We start from the raw sequence: 14,481 nt of genomic DNA, 5'->3' as shown, positions 1-14,481 counted from the left end.
AAGAGAAATTAAATCTCCTAAAATGACAATTTTAGAAATTAAATTATGGAAAACTTAAGAGAAGAATTAAAACACAAAATTATCGAAGTCCTTAACCTTGAAGACGTGGCAGTAGAAGAAATCAAAGATACAGATCCTTTATTCGGAGGAGGTCTTGGATTGGATTCCATCGACGCGCTTGAATTAATCGTTCTTCTTGATAAAGAATACGGAATCAAATTATCTGATCCTAAAAAAGGAAAAGAGATTTTCGCTTCTATCGAGACAATGGCGAAATTCATTGAAGAAAACAGAACAAAATAAATTAATATACCAATGTATCAATCGGCGTAAACCGTTGTATTGATACATTGTTACATTTTGCAAAATGGGTCAAAAAATTGCCATAACAGGAATGGGCATCATTTCCGCGATTGGAAACAATGTGGAAGAAAATTTGAGTTCGTTAAAAACCGGAAAACATGGGATTTCAGACATTCAGTTGTTTGAAACACGCCATACCGGAAATATAAAAACGGGCGAGATCAAATTATCTAATGAAGAGCTTGTGCAAAAACTTCAGTTACATGAAGACAATAATGCTACAAGAACCTCTTTATTAGGGATGGTTGCCGCAAAAGAAGCCGTAGAAAGTGCCGGAATTTCTGACATTAATGAATATAAAACAGGATTGATTTCCTCAACAAGTGTTGGCGGAATGGATATCACCGAAAAATACTTCTACACCTACGAAGACTTCCCTGAAAAGCAAAAATATATTGACGCTCATGATGCCGGAAATTCATCATTGCTGATTGCAGATTATTTGGGCTTACAAGGAATGGTTTCTACCATCAGTACAGCCTGTTCATCTGCTGCAAACGCAATTATGATGGGCGCAAAGCTTATTAAAAACGGTATTTTAGACCGCGTAATTGTCGGTGGAACAGATTCTCTTTCAAAATTTACGTTGAATGGTTTCAGCACATTGATGATCCTTACAGATTCTTACAACACTCCTTTTGACAATGACAGAAAAGGTCTGAATTTAGGGGAAGCAGCCGCTTTCATCGTTTTAGAATCTGATGAAGTCGTGAAAAAGGAAAATAAAAAAGTCCTAGGTTATCTTTCAGGATACGGAAATGCCAATGATGCTCATCACCAAACCGCTTCTTCAGAGAACGGACAAGGCGCTTATTTAGCCATGGAAAAAGCATTAAAAGTTTCCGGTTTAGAGAAAGAAAATATTGATTACATCAACGTTCACGGAACAGCAACGCCTAATAATGATTTATCGGAAGGAATTGCGATGATCAGAATTTTTGGAGAAAATAACGTTCCGGAATTCAGTTCTACAAAAGCCTTTACAGGTCATACTTTGGCTGCGGCTGCAGGAATTGAAGCCGTTTATTCTTTATTAGCGATTCAGAACAATATCATTTTCCCAAATCTTAATTTTAAAACAAAAATGGAAGAATTTGATTTGACACCTGTGACTGAACTTAAAGAGAAAAATATCAACCACGTTCTTTCCAATTCGTTTGGTTTTGGGGGAAATTGTTCAACTTTAATTTTCTCAAAATCATGAGTCCCGTTTACATCAACAGTGCAGCCTGTATCTCAGTTCAGGACACTTTAAATGAGAATTTCTTTCAAAATTTACAGCCTGTAAACTTGTCTCAAGTTGTAAAAGCTATTGAACCCAATTACAAAGAATTCATTCCACCTGCAGCAAGCAGAAGAATGTCTAAAACAGTAAAAATGAGTTCCGTAGCATCAAAATATGCTTTACAAGAGGCAGGAATCGAAAATCCTGATGCAATTATCGTAGGAACAGGAATGGGTTGTTCTCAGGATTCTGAAAAATTTCTAAAAAATGTGATAGATAATAATGAAGAGTTCTTAACTCCAACTTATTTTATTCAATCCACTCACAATACTGTTGCCGGACAAATTGCTTTAGGTTTGCAGTGTCATGCGTACAATTTCACGTATGTCAATACTTCTTCGTCTCTGGAATTCTCTTTTTTAGATGCAAAACTACAGATCAATGATGGAGAAGCAGATAACGTTTTGGTAGGTTCTACAGACGAACAAACCGACCGAACCATGGAATTGTATAGATTAAACAACACCATTAAAAAAGAAGAAGATCTTCCTGTTGATTATTTAAAATCAACAACCAATGGAGTCATTTGGGGAGAAGGAGCCAGCTTTTTTGTTTTAGGAAAAGATAAAACGGAAAATTCTTACGCTCAACTGAAAGACATTCAGATTAGCAGCAGATTAGATTTAAATGAAACCCAACAATTTATTGAAGGTTTTTTAGCTAAAAATCAATTAACTTCGAATGATATTGATGCTGTGATTTTAGGCTTCAGCGGAGATGCAAAATCTGATGTTTACTATACGAAAGCAATGGATGTATTTCAACATTCAGCTTTATTGTATTATAAACATTTGAGTGGAGAATTCAATACAGCAAGTGGTTTCTCAACATTTATGGCATGTCATATTCTTAAAAATCAAGAAATTCAGGAAGTGATGATGATTAATGATTTAAAGAAAGAAGGAATTAAAAAAATTCTGCTTTATAATCATTTGGGAGGAAATGATCATAGCTTGGTTTTGCTGGAGAGGGCTTAATTAATTTAATTGTAATGTAAATCCATCAGTCTCTTTGTCGTTCAGAGCGAAACGAAGTAGATCGTGGAATCTAAACAACTTTAAAACTCTATCGAGATTCCTACGGAATGACAAATATACCGTTTAAAGCAACTGAATATTTAACTCAAAATAAAAGATGAAACATTACCTATTTATCTTATTTTATCTTTTCTGTAACGTTTTTATTTATGCGTTTCACGGGACTTTTTGGGTGTATTTCTTTTGTTTTCTTGGGTTTACTGCAGTTTTGACATGGGGTTCGTTTGATATTACATTAGGGTATTTCATCGACAGTATTACTCATAAAAGGACAAAAATCAAAGAAGTTGCTTTGACTTTCGATGATGGGCCGACCGAGTTTACACCGAAATTTTTAGATTTGTTAAAAGAGAATAACATACAAGCTACTTTTTTCTGTATTGGAAAACAGATTGAAAAATATCCTGAAACTTTTCAACGGATTATTGAAGAAGGACATACTATTGGAAATCATACCTATTTGCATTCTAACAACACAGGGTTTCTATCTACCTCAAAAATGGTTGAAGAAATTGAAAAATGTGATAAAATCATGTTAAAAGTTGGAAATCTAAAAACCGATTTATACCGTCCTCCTTTTGGAGTTACCAATCCAAATATTGGAAAAGCAATAAAAAAAACTCACAAAAATAGCATCGGCTGGAATGTCCGTTCTTTGGATACCATTACAGAGGATGAGAAAAAAATTTACCAAAAAGTTACCAAAGGTCTCAAAAAAGGAAGCATTATTCTCCTTCATGACACTTCAGAAAAAACATATAATGTGTTGGTAGATTTATTAGTATTTTTGAAGGATAAAAACTACTCAACTTTTACGGTTGATACTATCTCAACCACAAAAGAGACAAAAGTTTTTAAATAGAAATTTTAAGTTGAAATATCTATCTGTAACAAGAACACATAAGTTTTGAAAAAGATTTTTATCTCTGTGAACTTTATATCTTCAAAGTATTCAACTTAAATCATCTTTTGTGACTTTTGTGGTTAATTAAAAAATAATATAATGATTAAAAATATTGCTTTCGGAGCTTTTTTATTAGTTTCAGGGTTCTTTTTTGCACAAAATACAGCAATGTCAGGAGCTGAATCTAAAGCATTTGTCAGTAAAGTTTCATCGGAAACTAAAGAAATAAAAACCTTGCAAAGTGACTTCACCCAAACCAAGAAAATGGATTTTCTGGACAAAAGCATTGTCACTTACGGAAAAATGTCGTTAAAAACACCGAATATGCTGAGCTGGAAATACACAAAGCCTTATCAGTACAGCATTGTTTTCAAGGATAATAAAATCTTCATCAACGATCAGGGAAAGAAATCTTCTGTTGATGCCAAAAGCAAAACATTTGAAAAAATCAATAAACTGATTGTAGGAAGTTCAAACGGACAGATGTTCAACGATCCTGAATTTTCCGTGTCTTATTTTAAGAATGCTAATTTCAACATCGCAAAATTTACTCCGAAATCTGCTCAATTGCTAAAATACATCAAGCAGATTGAATTAAGCTTTCCAAAAGGGCAATCTACAGTTTCGCAGGTCAATATGACGGAAGCTTCCGGAGATACCACAAATATTGTTTTCAAAAATACTAAAATCAATGCGCCGATCGCTGCTTCAGAATTCAGTTTATAGTCTGATCTTATTATGGTTTGTTTCCTGTAAAACGTACAAACTTACAGATGTAAAAACCGTTTCCGGTTCTGAAAAAGAGGTCGAAAATTTATACTTTTCTTCCAATGACGATTATGTTTATAAATGTCAGATGGATATTTATAAAAATCATGTCAGCGGAATTCTGATTATCAAAAAGATCAGCGAAACGACACACCGTGTTGCCATGACATCGGATTTTGGAAATAAATTAATTGATTTTGAGATTTCAGACAATGATTTTAAACTAAATTATGTTCTTCCTGATCTGGATAAAAAAATCGTCATCAATTTCTTAAAGAATGATTTTCAGCAACTTTTAAAAAGACAATATCCTGTCAATGAAAGTTTTGAAAATGAAAATTCTAAGATCTATCTTTCAAAAATTGATAAAAAAGTTTATTATTTATTCTTCAACAAAGAAAATAATTTACTGAAACAAATCATCTACACGAAAAATAATAAGGAAAAAATCGATTTCACTTTTGATGCAAAAAAACATATCTTCGCGGATAGTTTGAACCTTCAGCATAAAGATTTCAAAATCAATATAAAACTATTTCAAATAACCGAAACGGAATAACTGCATGAAAAAAATATCATTTTTACTTATTGTACTCATTTCAAGCTTATCTTTTGCACAGGTTACTTTCACACCGGGAATAAGGGGAGGAGTAAATTTTGCAAAGTTTACAGAAAATGACAGCGGATTTTACAACTGGTTTGAAGCGAGTGATGATTATTGGGCCAATGAAGAAAAAGTAAGAACAAGTTATATCACAGATTTCTATGTTGGTGCTTTCGGAAATATCCGTTTTTCTAAATTGTATGCTTTACAACCGGAAATCAATTATTCCAGACAGGGAACCATTATGAAGACGAGCACTCAGGAAACCAAGTCTGAACTGTCCTATCTTTCTCTACAGGCTGTGAACAAGTTTTATTTTAAGAATTTTAATTTGCATGCAGGAGTAAGTATTGATGTTTTGATTCATGACAAAAATTTTGATCCTTATAATAAAACAAATACCGATCTTGGAGTTTTAGTCGGTCTAGGATATGATATCACCAAAAATTTTGGTATTGAAGCAAGATTTAAAAAAGGGATGATTTCCCAGATCAAAACTACGAGTGAAGATCACACCAACCTTCTTTTCCAAACCGGAATTTACTATACTTTTAACACGAAAAAATAATTTATGCAGACTATCCTAAAAGGTTTTTATACATTAGACTCTTATCAGAAAACAGAGAATGGTAATTATATTGCTCAAATCAATCTGAACAAGGATCATGATATTTTTAAAGGTCATTTTCCGGGAAATCCTGTAACTCCGGGAGTTTGTATGATGCAGATCGTAAAGGAGCTGACAGAAGAGTTTACGGGCAAAAAATTGTTTTTAAAAACGGCTTCCAATGTAAAATTCATGGCAATCATCAATCCTTTTGAAACGCCTGAACTGACCCTTCAACTGGATATTTCTGAGAACGGGGAGGAAGTAAAAGTAAAAAACACTACTTCTTTTGGCGAGACAATTGCATTAAAAATGTCAGTAAACTATAAAAATCTGATCTAATGAAACTTATTGTAACTTTCCTCACTGCTTTTCTTTTGTTTTTCCAAACGGATCTTGAAACATTAAGAAACAGCTATGCAAAAGCCAATCTGTCGAATGCCAATATTGAAGCATTTATCAATACAGCTGAAAAGCAAACCGGTTCTGATGCTGTGACTAAAGGCTATAAAGCAGCTGCACAGATTATGGAGGCAAAAATTGCCAAGCAAAACAGAAAGTCTCTGGTGAAATCAGGCGCGACAAATTTAGAAAGTATTATCAAATCTAATCCTAATAATATTGAGCTTCGTCTGATAAGACTAAGTGTTCAGGAAAACATTCCAAGAATTGTAGGATACAGAGGAAGTCTAAAAGATGATAAAGCTTTCATTATCAATAACTACAGCAAGCAAAATACGGCCTTAAAAAACTATATTAAAAATTTTGCAGCACAATCTAAAACCATTTCGGCTGAAGAAAGAGCAACACTAAAATAAGACAATGACCCTCTCTGAAGTACAAAATGCAATTTCTGAAAAGAAAATCTGCGTTTTAATACCTACCTACAACAATGAAAAAACACTGAAAAGAGTCATTGACGGTGTTTTGGAATACACAGATAATATCATTGTCGTAAATGACGGTTCTACCGATTCTACGGCTCAGATTCTGCAAAATTATCCTGCTATTGACGTTATTTCTTTGCCTGAAAATAAAGGAAAGGGAAACGGATTAAGAACAGGATTTAAAAAAGCCAAACAATCAGGTTTTGATTACGCCATAACAATCGATTCTGACGGACAGCATTATCCGGATGACATTCCTGTTTTCGTACAAGCTTTATTAGAGGAAAATGAGGATATTTTACTCATTGGTAACCGTAATATGTCTCAAGACGGAATTCCTAAGAAAAGCAGCTTCGGAAACCGTTTTTCTAATTTCTGGTTCTGGTTTGAAACAGGAATTAGGCTTGAAGATACCCAATCCGGTTATAGATTATACCCTTTACATAAGATTCCTAAGAAATATTTCACTCCGAAATTTGAGTTTGAGATTGAAATTATTGTAAGGACAGCCTGGAGACATGTTCCTGTAAAAAATGTTCCGATCAAAGTCTTGTATGATCCTGCGGAAAGGGTTTCGCATTTCAGGCCATTTAAGGATTTCACGAGAATCAGTATTCTGAACACCATTTTGGTGACCATCACTTTATTGTATATTATTCCGAGAAATTTCATCAATAATTTCAGAAAGAAAAGCTTTAGAAGGTTTATAAAGGAAGATGTTCTCGAAAGTGACGGAACCAACCGAACAAAAGCATTTTCTGTAGCTCTCGGCGTTTTCATAGGTCTCTCTCCTTTTTGGGGATTTCAGACCTTACTGGTCATTTCTCTATCTGTTCTTCTTAAACTGAATAAAGTATTGGCGTTTGTAGCGTCCAATGTGAGTTTGCCTCCGTTTATCCCTTTTGTTATTGCTGCTTCTTTATTTTTAGGTGCTCCTTTTGTGAGCGGAGACAGTGATATTTTCAGTCAGGAACTGAACTTTGACCTGGTAAAAAATAATCTTCTTCAGTATATCATCGGAAGTATGATTTTAGCAAGCGGTGGATCTGTGATTTCTGGAATTGCGACTTTTCTTTTTTTGAATAAAGTAAACCCTGATAATAACTGATTTTTCTAGGTTCGTTACTAGTTTTAGGGTTTCGGCGGCGGCTTTGCCGCCGAAACCCTAAAACTACTTCAATTTTCCCAACGTTTTCTTTAAATATTTCGCCACATTTTCTTTATCCGGAACAGTCGTAATTTCTTTAGATAAAGCTTTTTCAAATTCAACTTTGGCTTTTGAATATTCTTTTCTGTTAAAATAATATTTCCCGGATTGATAATACACCCACCAAAAATCCGGATTTAAAGACTGATAATATGACACAAGATCATCCGTAAGAAAAATGTCTTTATTATTAATGGCATCATTAACTTCCGAACTCATGATTTTATACTGTTCATAATTTTCATATTCAGGAGAATCAATGAAAGGATCTTTGGCAATATTTAATTCTGATCTTGAAAATCTACCATTCTGCAATCTTTTTTCCGAGAAGATCTCATTCAGATCATAGCAGACAAATTCGCCCAATTGATACGGATTGGAAGAAACCCAAACCAATTTTTTCTGAGGCGAGAAAATCACGGCATGATGTGCCAAAAGCTGATTGATTGCTTTCTCATTACCGTAACCAATTTTTTCTCCTTTCAACCCTGATTTGTCTCTTAAAATTGAGGCCATTTTCTCAGGATTCAGCTTTTTATTTTCCTGCAAAAGCTCCTGTAATTTTTCGTAACGATATTCAGAATGGCTTTCTATGATATGCTTTTGGTTTCTTTTATCATTTTTGTAAGCATCAGACTGAAAGTGATTCGTACAGAAAACACGGTTTGTATTTTCCACTTTATACACGCCAAAATTATCTGGTGAAACTTCAATAATGACAGCGTTTTTATCATTTGCACTGCCTACAAGAATCGATTCTGAAACAAAGACTTTTCTCTTTTTGGCGATCGCAATAGCTTCATCTATATTTTTCGCGTACTGTAAAATCTCTCTTGTCACAAGCGAAATTGGTGTTTTTGCCGTTAATGGAATTTTAGATTTCCCTGCATTGATAGTCACTGTAATTCCTTCCTTATTCATTCCCGAAACGACTCCGATCATTCCCGGCCAGCTTACGGACAAATAAGGAATTCCTCCTTCTGGTTCAACGAATTCCACCAGTTTATTTTTAGCAAAATCATCTCCTACATAAAAGTCAAAATTCCTTCCGATCAACAGATCCCCGTCTTCTGTGTTTTCGTTCCATACCGCAAGAGAAGTACAGCCTACCATCATCAGATCCTGCATTGCATGACCAATATCGTGAGCTCCGTGCAGATATAAACTTCTCAGATATTTAGGGGCAATAAAATCATATTTGTCGGATGAATACTGAGATAATCCGTACAGTTCTGCCTGAAAATCATTTCTTACATTCAGATACATTTTTCGGTTGTACCATTTCAGAAAGTTCCTCAACAGGTTTTGTTTAAATTTTGAAGGAACAAATCCTTCTACTTTAGAGAAGAAAATCTCTTCCTGCTTCTGCATTAAACTTTGGGTTAAAGCTCCATTATTATAGCCTAATTGTAAAGGATTTCCTTTAATATACAGTTCCCAAAGTTGCTGTTTATTTTTCGTCAGATAATTTTGATTGAAGCTAAAAGTAGAATCGTTGATCTTATTCACTTTCGGAACTTCAAGCGAATACTCTCTTACATCGGGTAGGTGTTTTATTGATTTTCGAACGCCACAAGACGTGAAACTAGCAATAAAAAGAATACTAAATAAAAATCGCCAAATGTCATTCTGACGATAGGAAGAATCTCTACGAATTAATTTAGATTCTTCACTACATTTCATTCCGTTCAGAATGACAGGTTGCAAAGTCATTTTGCTATTATTCCTCACTTTTATTTTTATTAATCATTTGTGTTAATCTCTCATCAATAATCTCTTTACCGAGAATCTCTGCACAGGTATTGAATCCACCGATGGTACAGCCCAAAATTCCATGCATATTTACAGATTGTCCGGTAAGGAACAGGTTATCGATCTTTGTACGGGGAGAAACCATTGTTTTTAAAGGATTTTCGGAGGTTTTGGCATATCCGTACATATTTCCGTCAAAGCTTCCGATATAATCGCGATAGGATAAAGGTGAAGAAGTGTACACCTTTTTTACAGCATCTCTCAAACCGGGAATTTTCCGTTCGAGAGCAGCAATCATTTTTTCGGCTTTTTCCAATTTGAACTGCTCATACAATTTCCCTCTTTCATGTTCGTCTGCAACGGTATTAAATGTTTTTTTCCATCCTTTTACCTCTTCAAAATCCATATAGGAAATAGCGGTAAGACTTTCTGCAAATTCAGGATGCTGTTTAGAAGGCGTTGTGGAAAGCATATAGGTTTCCGGCCATGAATTTTTATCGTAGCGATAGGCATTCCAAACCAATTCTTCGGATGAATAATGGTAAATATTGTAATCGTAGTTCGGAACTAAATTCGATTTAAGCACCAAATACACACTGAAACAGGAAGAAACAGGTTCCCAACTCAGAACACGATTCAGAAAAGATTTTTTCAGTCGTTCTTTCCCAATTAACGTAATTAGTGATCGGATGTCAATATTTGAAATAAATTTACTGGCAGAATATTCTTTCCCTGATTTGGTTTTTACTGAAGTCAACCTATTTTCTTCGTTAAAAATCATTTCAGAAACTTCAGAATGGCGATGAATTTCGGCTCCATATTCACGGAGTTTTTTTACTAAAAGCTTTGCAATCTGGCTTCCTCCTTTAAGACATTTATAAGCACTTTGGATATAGGAATTAACCGTCAATGCATGCACATAAAAAGGCGTGTTTTCAGAATCTCCTGCATATAGAAAATTAGAGCCTAGCAAAACAGACTGTAGTTTTTTATTCGAAGTGATTGATTCTATAAATCTTCTTGTATTCAAGTGGAGAATTTCCTCGTTATAGTTGTCTTTTCCTACGACATTATATCTTGGGAAATAATTACAGATTTCCTGGATCTCCTGACAATAGGTTTCCAAATTCTCTTTTTCTTCAGGGAAAAAATGAGCCAATTGGTTGACAAAATTTTCATAACCTTGCGCATGAGGATATTCGGTTTCATCTTCTCCAAAGGTAATTTTATCATACCCATCTTCATTCATTTTATAAAGCTGAAGCTCATTCATGATTTCCAGATAGGAGAAGAAACGGTTGAGATTCTGACCTTCTGAAAGTCCTCCAAGATAATGAACACCGGTATCAAAAATCAATTTATCCCTTGAAAATGTCTGTAGATTTCCTCCAAACTGGTTATTTTTTTCCAACACACATACCTTCTGCCCTTCTTTAGCCAGAATAAGAGCCGAAACAAGACCTCCCAATCCGCTTCCGATTACAAGTATGTCAAATTCTTTTTTCAAGAGAAAATTAATTGTTAGGAAATTTAGAAATCATTTTATTTAACGCAAAGTCTGCAAAGATCTTTTTACAAACCGACTGTCTTTTAAGAACATAAAGACGTTCACACTCAGCAAAGTAAAAATTAGTCTAAGAAAACCAAAGCAAAAATGGAATAATCCCTAAAAGAACCTTAATGTTTTGAGTTTAAATATTAGCTTTTTCTACGGTAAAAGTATGGAATTAATCAATATCATCCCAAAAATCAAAGTAATTGAACCATTGCAGCGGATATTTTTTCAGCATGGTTTCAAGATTTTGGGTGTAGGAATTTAAAAGTCCCTGTGCATCGCGCTTTTTGATATTTTGAGCGACTCTTGCATATAAATGGTAATGAAGATTTTTTTCTTTCATTACATAGACATAGACCACCGGAACTCCCAGTCTGGAAGCAATAAGGAATGGACCAGCCGGAAATTTCGCTGTTTTGCCCAGCAATTCTCCCTCCAGATATTTTGAGCCTTCAAAGTAACGGTCTCCGGTAAAGCAGATCAGTTCGTTTTTAGATAAAGCTTCATTAATATCGAAAATGTGCGACATATCGTCTTTTACATAGATGAATTTAATGGAACTCTTATTAACAGAAACACTTTCAAGGTATTCTTTGATCACGGTAACTTCCTGATCTGTAGTTACCAGATTAATTTGGCAATCAAAATCAATGTCTGCAAAAAAACGTTCGGCAATTTCAAAATTTCCGATGTGAGCACTGATCAAAACTCCTCCTTTTTTTTCTGCTAAAAGGTTTTTAAGATTTTCAACACCGTCAAATTCGTACGTATATTTTTCTCTAAGCCCCGCAGAAATTGCAGTTTTATCAATCAAGACCTGACCAAAAGTGAAATAACTTTTAAAAACAGAAAGCTTTGTTTTCCAAGAATTATAGTTAAGTCTTTTATTAAAATAATAAGAAATATATCGGTTGCTTTTTTTCAGAAATAAAAAATAGTAAGCCGCAACGAAATATAAAACAAAATATGAACTCCTGATTCCGATATTTCTAATGCACCAAACGAATATTTTATATCCTAAAATAGTGCCTTTGGATTTACCTTTCCATTTGTTCATAGTTCAAATTTAGCAATATATGAGTCTAACAATGTAACACTATTTTAAACATTGAAAACTGTCAGATTGCTATATTGTTACATTGTTAGAGTAGATTTTTAATCGATAGTTATGCGTTTTTTTCAGCGATTTTATTTTCGATAGTCGTGTAGAAATCCTCAAATGTTACCATTTGTTTGAAGTCTGCTTCTCCTAATTTCACTCCGAAATTAGATTCTATTACTACTACAAGATCAATATAATCCAGACTGTCTAAACCAAGGGTCTTCTTAAGATTAGCCTCATTGCTGATCTCATCTCCGTCTACTTCAAATTCATTAATCAAAAAATCATTTGCTATAGCAATAATTTTTTCTCTTTCCATGTTTTTAATCAAATTTTTTAACTATTAATGCGGAATTGGTTCCCCCAAATCCGAAAGAATTCGACAAAAATACATCAATTTTTTGACTTTTTGTTTTTGAGACCAGATTTATCTTTTGAGCATCTTCGTCCGGAGTTTCCAGATTGATATTCGGAGCGATGAAATCATTCTGCATCATCAGAATGGAATAAATCACCTCACTTGCACCTGCCATCCAGCATTCATGTCCCGTCATTGATTTTGTAGAACTTACCGGAACTTCGCTTCCGAAGATCTCATGAATCGCTCTCGCTTCGTTGGTATCTCCGATAGGCGTAGAAGTTGCATGAGCATTAATATAGTCTATATTTCCGGCTTCTAACCCTGACTGTTTCAAAGCTCTGTTCATTGCTAAAGCCGGTCCGTCAACATTCGGTGTTGAGATGTGACCTCCGTTGGAAGAGAAACCGTATCCTACGATTTCTGCCAAAATCGGCACCCCTCTTCTTTGCGCAGATTCTAAGCTTTCAACAATTAAAGTTGCTGCTCCTCCGCTTGGAATAAGCCCGTCTCTGGCTGAATCAAAAGGTCTTGATGCTTTTGTAGGTTCATCTTCTCTTACTGAGAAAACACCTAAGCCGTCAAAACTAGCCATTGAATATTTATTGGTTTCCTGTGCACCACCGCAAACAATCATATCCTGAAACCCGTTTTTGATCATCATATAAGCCAATCCAAGTGAATGTGATCCGCTTGCACAGGCTGCACTGATGGTAAGATTAATCCCTCTCAACTTGAATATCGTTGAAAGGTTCATCGTAACGGTAGAGTTCATCGATTTGAAGATCGCTCCGGAACCCATGAGTGTTGTATCTTTCTTTTCTCTGGCAATGTCGATAGATTCTACCACCGCCTGAGAAACACTGTCATTTCCATATAAAATCCCAACTTCATGGGCATCCAGGAAATCCTGATCTAGATTTGCCTGTTTAAGTGCATCAATGGTCGCAAGATAAGCATATTCGCTTTCTTCTCCCATGCTTACACGTTGTCTTCTGTTCAAAAGATTTTTCAGATCCGGTTTCGGAACAACTCCCGTAAGACCCGATCTGAACCCGAACTCTTTTCTTTCTTTATCTAAAATAATTCCGGATTTACCTTGATATAGGGATTCTCTGACTTCTTCCAGAGAAGTTCCGATGCAAGAATAAATTCCCATTCCGGTAATTACAACCCTATTTTCCATGCTTTTAAAATTTAGCAATGTATCAGTTTACCAGTGTAACAATTTTTAAATCGAATTCAATTGTTACATTGTTAAATTGTTACATTATTTAAGAGTATATTCCACCATTAATATTAATGACTTCCCCCGTAATGTAAGAAGCTTTTCTAGACGCCAGAAATGCAACTAAGTCTGCTACTTCTTCGGCTTCTCCAAATCTGTTGGCAGGAATCATTGCTTTCAATTCATCTTCATTAAAATCCTGCGTCATATCTGTTCTGATAAATCCAGGTGCTACTGCATTTACCGTAATATTTCTCTTTGCCACTTCCTGAGCCAACGCTTTTGTAGCTCCTACCAAAGCTCCTTTTGCCGCAGAATAATTGGTTTGTCCGGCAGTTCCTTTCACCCCCGAAACCGAAACCATATTGATAATTCTACCGTATTTGTTACGCAACAGTTTCTGAATAAAGAAATTCGTCACGTTATAAAAACCATTTAAACTTGTATTGATCACAGAATTCCAGTCTTCACTCGGCATCCACATAAATAATCCGTCTCTTGTAATTCCGGCATTATTTACAATAACTTCAACTACAGCATTTGGATTGTTTTCCTGCCATTTTGTTAAAATGTTTTGAGTTTCTTCAGCATTTCCAACATCAAATTTCAGAATTTCTCCCGTTGCTCCCAGTTCTTCAACAGCAGCCAAAGTTTCTTTTGCCGCAGCTTCATTAGAAGTGTAGTTGATCAGGAGGTGATAATTTTTTTCTTCTGCGAGTTTTAAACAGATTGCTCTTCCGATTCCTCTGGAGCCCCCTGTTACAATAGCACATTTCATGGTATTTTAATTCTTAATTTATATAGTATTGACAAGTGAACCTCAT

General features: G+C 34.8%; 16 protein-coding genes. 10 read left to right on the top strand and 6 right to left on the bottom strand.

Annotated elements, in window-relative coordinates; genetic code table 11:
• Positions 1 to 45: 45 nt before the first annotated feature.
• From JI747_RS09785 to JI747_RS09740, 10 genes are all read left to right on the top strand, one after another.
• Complete coding sequence (locus JI747_RS09785) at positions 46 to 303, top strand: phosphopantetheine-binding protein (protein ID WP_039369882.1); 258 nt, start codon at positions 46 to 48, stop codon at positions 301 to 303.
• 64 nt (positions 304 to 367) lie between these two features.
• Complete coding sequence (locus JI747_RS09780; RefSeq protein WP_225688145.1) at positions 368 to 1,567, top strand: beta-ketoacyl-[acyl-carrier-protein] synthase family protein; 1,200 nt, start codon at positions 368 to 370, stop codon at positions 1,565 to 1,567.
• Positions 1,564 to 2,625, top strand: a complete 1,062-nt coding sequence (locus JI747_RS09775) for a beta-ketoacyl synthase N-terminal-like domain-containing protein (protein ID WP_225688143.1) — start codon at positions 1,564 to 1,566, stop codon at positions 2,623 to 2,625. Before JI747_RS09780 ends, JI747_RS09775 begins: the two co-directional genes overlap by 4 nt.
• Before the next feature lie 157 nt (positions 2,626 to 2,782).
• Positions 2,783 to 3,547: a polysaccharide deacetylase family protein gene (locus tag JI747_RS09770; RefSeq protein WP_225688141.1), complete on the top strand. Its 765-nt coding sequence runs from the start codon at positions 2,783 to 2,785 to the stop codon at positions 3,545 to 3,547.
• Positions 3,548 to 3,688: 141 nt separating this feature from the next.
• Entirely contained in the window at positions 3,689 to 4,315 is a 627-nt protein-coding gene (locus JI747_RS09765; RefSeq protein WP_225688139.1) for a LolA family protein, read from the top strand.
• Positions 4,281 to 4,916: a hypothetical protein gene (locus tag JI747_RS09760; protein ID WP_225688137.1), complete on the top strand. Its 636-nt coding sequence runs from the start codon at positions 4,281 to 4,283 to the stop codon at positions 4,914 to 4,916. The genes JI747_RS09765 and JI747_RS09760 overlap by 35 nt, the downstream gene beginning before the upstream one ends.
• Before the next feature lie 4 nt (positions 4,917 to 4,920).
• The gene (locus JI747_RS09755; RefSeq protein WP_225688135.1) at positions 4,921 to 5,529 is read left to right on the top strand and encodes an outer membrane beta-barrel protein; all 609 of its coding nucleotides are present in this window, start codon (positions 4,921 to 4,923) and stop codon (positions 5,527 to 5,529) included.
• A gap of 3 nt (positions 5,530 to 5,532) precedes the next feature.
• On the top strand, positions 5,533 to 5,910 hold the full coding sequence (locus JI747_RS09750; RefSeq protein WP_225688133.1) for a 3-hydroxyacyl-ACP dehydratase: 378 nt from the start codon (positions 5,533 to 5,535) through the stop codon (positions 5,908 to 5,910).
• Positions 5,910 to 6,386 carry a hypothetical protein gene (locus JI747_RS09745; protein ID WP_225688131.1) on the top strand — a complete coding sequence of 159 codons (477 nt, stop codon included), beginning with the start codon at positions 5,910 to 5,912 and terminating at the stop codon, positions 6,384 to 6,386. Before JI747_RS09750 ends, JI747_RS09745 begins: the two co-directional genes overlap by 1 nt.
• 4 nt (positions 6,387 to 6,390) lie before the next feature.
• Positions 6,391 to 7,563 (top strand): DUF2062 domain-containing protein, encoded by a 1,173-nt coding sequence (locus JI747_RS09740; RefSeq protein ID WP_225688129.1) that lies wholly within the window; start codon positions 6,391 to 6,393, stop codon positions 7,561 to 7,563.
• Between the two features lie 63 nt (positions 7,564 to 7,626).
• Here JI747_RS09740 and JI747_RS09735 read toward each other — a convergent pair whose 3' ends face one another.
• The 6 genes from JI747_RS09735 to fabG form a co-directional block, all read right to left on the bottom strand.
• Positions 7,627 to 9,375 (bottom strand): C45 family autoproteolytic acyltransferase/hydolase, encoded by a 1,749-nt coding sequence (locus tag JI747_RS09735; RefSeq protein ID WP_225688127.1) that lies wholly within the window; start codon positions 9,373 to 9,375, stop codon positions 7,627 to 7,629.
• 7 nt (positions 9,376 to 9,382) lie between these two features.
• Positions 9,383 to 10,921 carry a phytoene desaturase family protein gene (locus JI747_RS09730; RefSeq protein WP_225688126.1) on the bottom strand — a complete coding sequence of 513 codons (1,539 nt, stop codon included), beginning with the start codon at positions 10,919 to 10,921 and terminating at the stop codon, positions 9,383 to 9,385.
• Positions 10,922 to 11,141: 220 nt separating this feature from the next.
• Positions 11,142 to 12,026: an LpxL/LpxP family acyltransferase gene (locus JI747_RS09725; RefSeq protein ID WP_225688124.1), complete on the bottom strand. Its 885-nt coding sequence runs from the start codon at positions 12,024 to 12,026 to the stop codon at positions 11,142 to 11,144.
• A 109-nt stretch (positions 12,027 to 12,135) separates the two neighbouring features.
• Complete coding sequence (locus JI747_RS09720) at positions 12,136 to 12,390, bottom strand: acyl carrier protein (RefSeq protein ID WP_039370312.1); 255 nt, start codon at positions 12,388 to 12,390, stop codon at positions 12,136 to 12,138.
• 4 nt (positions 12,391 to 12,394) lie between these two features.
• Positions 12,395 to 13,615: a beta-ketoacyl-[acyl-carrier-protein] synthase family protein gene (locus JI747_RS09715; protein ID WP_225688122.1), complete on the bottom strand. Its 1,221-nt coding sequence runs from the start codon at positions 13,613 to 13,615 to the stop codon at positions 12,395 to 12,397.
• Positions 13,616 to 13,703: 88 nt separating this feature from the next.
• Complete coding sequence (fabG, locus tag JI747_RS09710) at positions 13,704 to 14,435, bottom strand: 3-oxoacyl-ACP reductase FabG (RefSeq protein WP_225688120.1); 732 nt, start codon at positions 14,433 to 14,435, stop codon at positions 13,704 to 13,706.
• Positions 14,436 to 14,481 lie beyond the last annotated feature (46 nt).

This window comes from Chryseobacterium tagetis (assembly GCF_016735585.2).
GTDB lineage: Bacteria > Bacteroidota > Bacteroidia > Flavobacteriales > Weeksellaceae > Chryseobacterium > Chryseobacterium tagetis.
The sequence above is the reverse complement of the archived record's forward strand: the minus strand, read 5'-3'. Positions and strand labels throughout refer to the sequence as shown.

Coding starts and splice junctions, on each gene's coding strand:
- JI747_RS09740 (WP_225688129.1), top strand. CDS start 6,391: ATGACCCTCTCTGAAGTACAAAATGCAATTTCTGAAAAGAAAATCTGC.
- JI747_RS09780 (WP_225688145.1), top strand. CDS start 368: ATGGGTCAAAAAATTGCCATAACAGGAATGGGCATCATTTCCGCGATT.
- JI747_RS09785 (WP_039369882.1), top strand. CDS start 46: ATGGAAAACTTAAGAGAAGAATTAAAACACAAAATTATCGAAGTCCTT.
- JI747_RS09765 (WP_225688139.1), top strand. CDS start 3,689: ATGATTAAAAATATTGCTTTCGGAGCTTTTTTATTAGTTTCAGGGTTC.
- JI747_RS09725 (WP_225688124.1), bottom strand. CDS start 12,026: ATGAACAAATGGAAAGGTAAATCCAAAGGCACTATTTTAGGATATAAA.
- JI747_RS09755 (WP_225688135.1), top strand. CDS start 4,921: ATGAAAAAAATATCATTTTTACTTATTGTACTCATTTCAAGCTTATCT.
- JI747_RS09720 (WP_039370312.1), bottom strand. CDS start 12,390: ATGGAAAGAGAAAAAATTATTGCTATAGCAAATGATTTTTTGATTAAT.
- JI747_RS09735 (WP_225688127.1), bottom strand. CDS start 9,375: ATGACTTTGCAACCTGTCATTCTGAACGGAATGAAATGTAGTGAAGAA.
- JI747_RS09745 (WP_225688131.1), top strand. CDS start 5,910: ATGAAACTTATTGTAACTTTCCTCACTGCTTTTCTTTTGTTTTTCCAA.
- JI747_RS09750 (WP_225688133.1), top strand. CDS start 5,533: ATGCAGACTATCCTAAAAGGTTTTTATACATTAGACTCTTATCAGAAA.
- JI747_RS09760 (WP_225688137.1), top strand. CDS start 4,281: ATGCGCCGATCGCTGCTTCAGAATTCAGTTTATAGTCTGATCTTATTA.
- JI747_RS09775 (WP_225688143.1), top strand. CDS start 1,564: ATGAGTCCCGTTTACATCAACAGTGCAGCCTGTATCTCAGTTCAGGAC.
- fabG (WP_225688120.1), bottom strand. CDS start 14,435: ATGAAATGTGCTATTGTAACAGGGGGCTCCAGAGGAATCGGAAGAGCA.
- JI747_RS09770 (WP_225688141.1), top strand. CDS start 2,783: ATGAAACATTACCTATTTATCTTATTTTATCTTTTCTGTAACGTTTTT.
- JI747_RS09715 (WP_225688122.1), bottom strand. CDS start 13,615: ATGGAAAATAGGGTTGTAATTACCGGAATGGGAATTTATTCTTGCATC.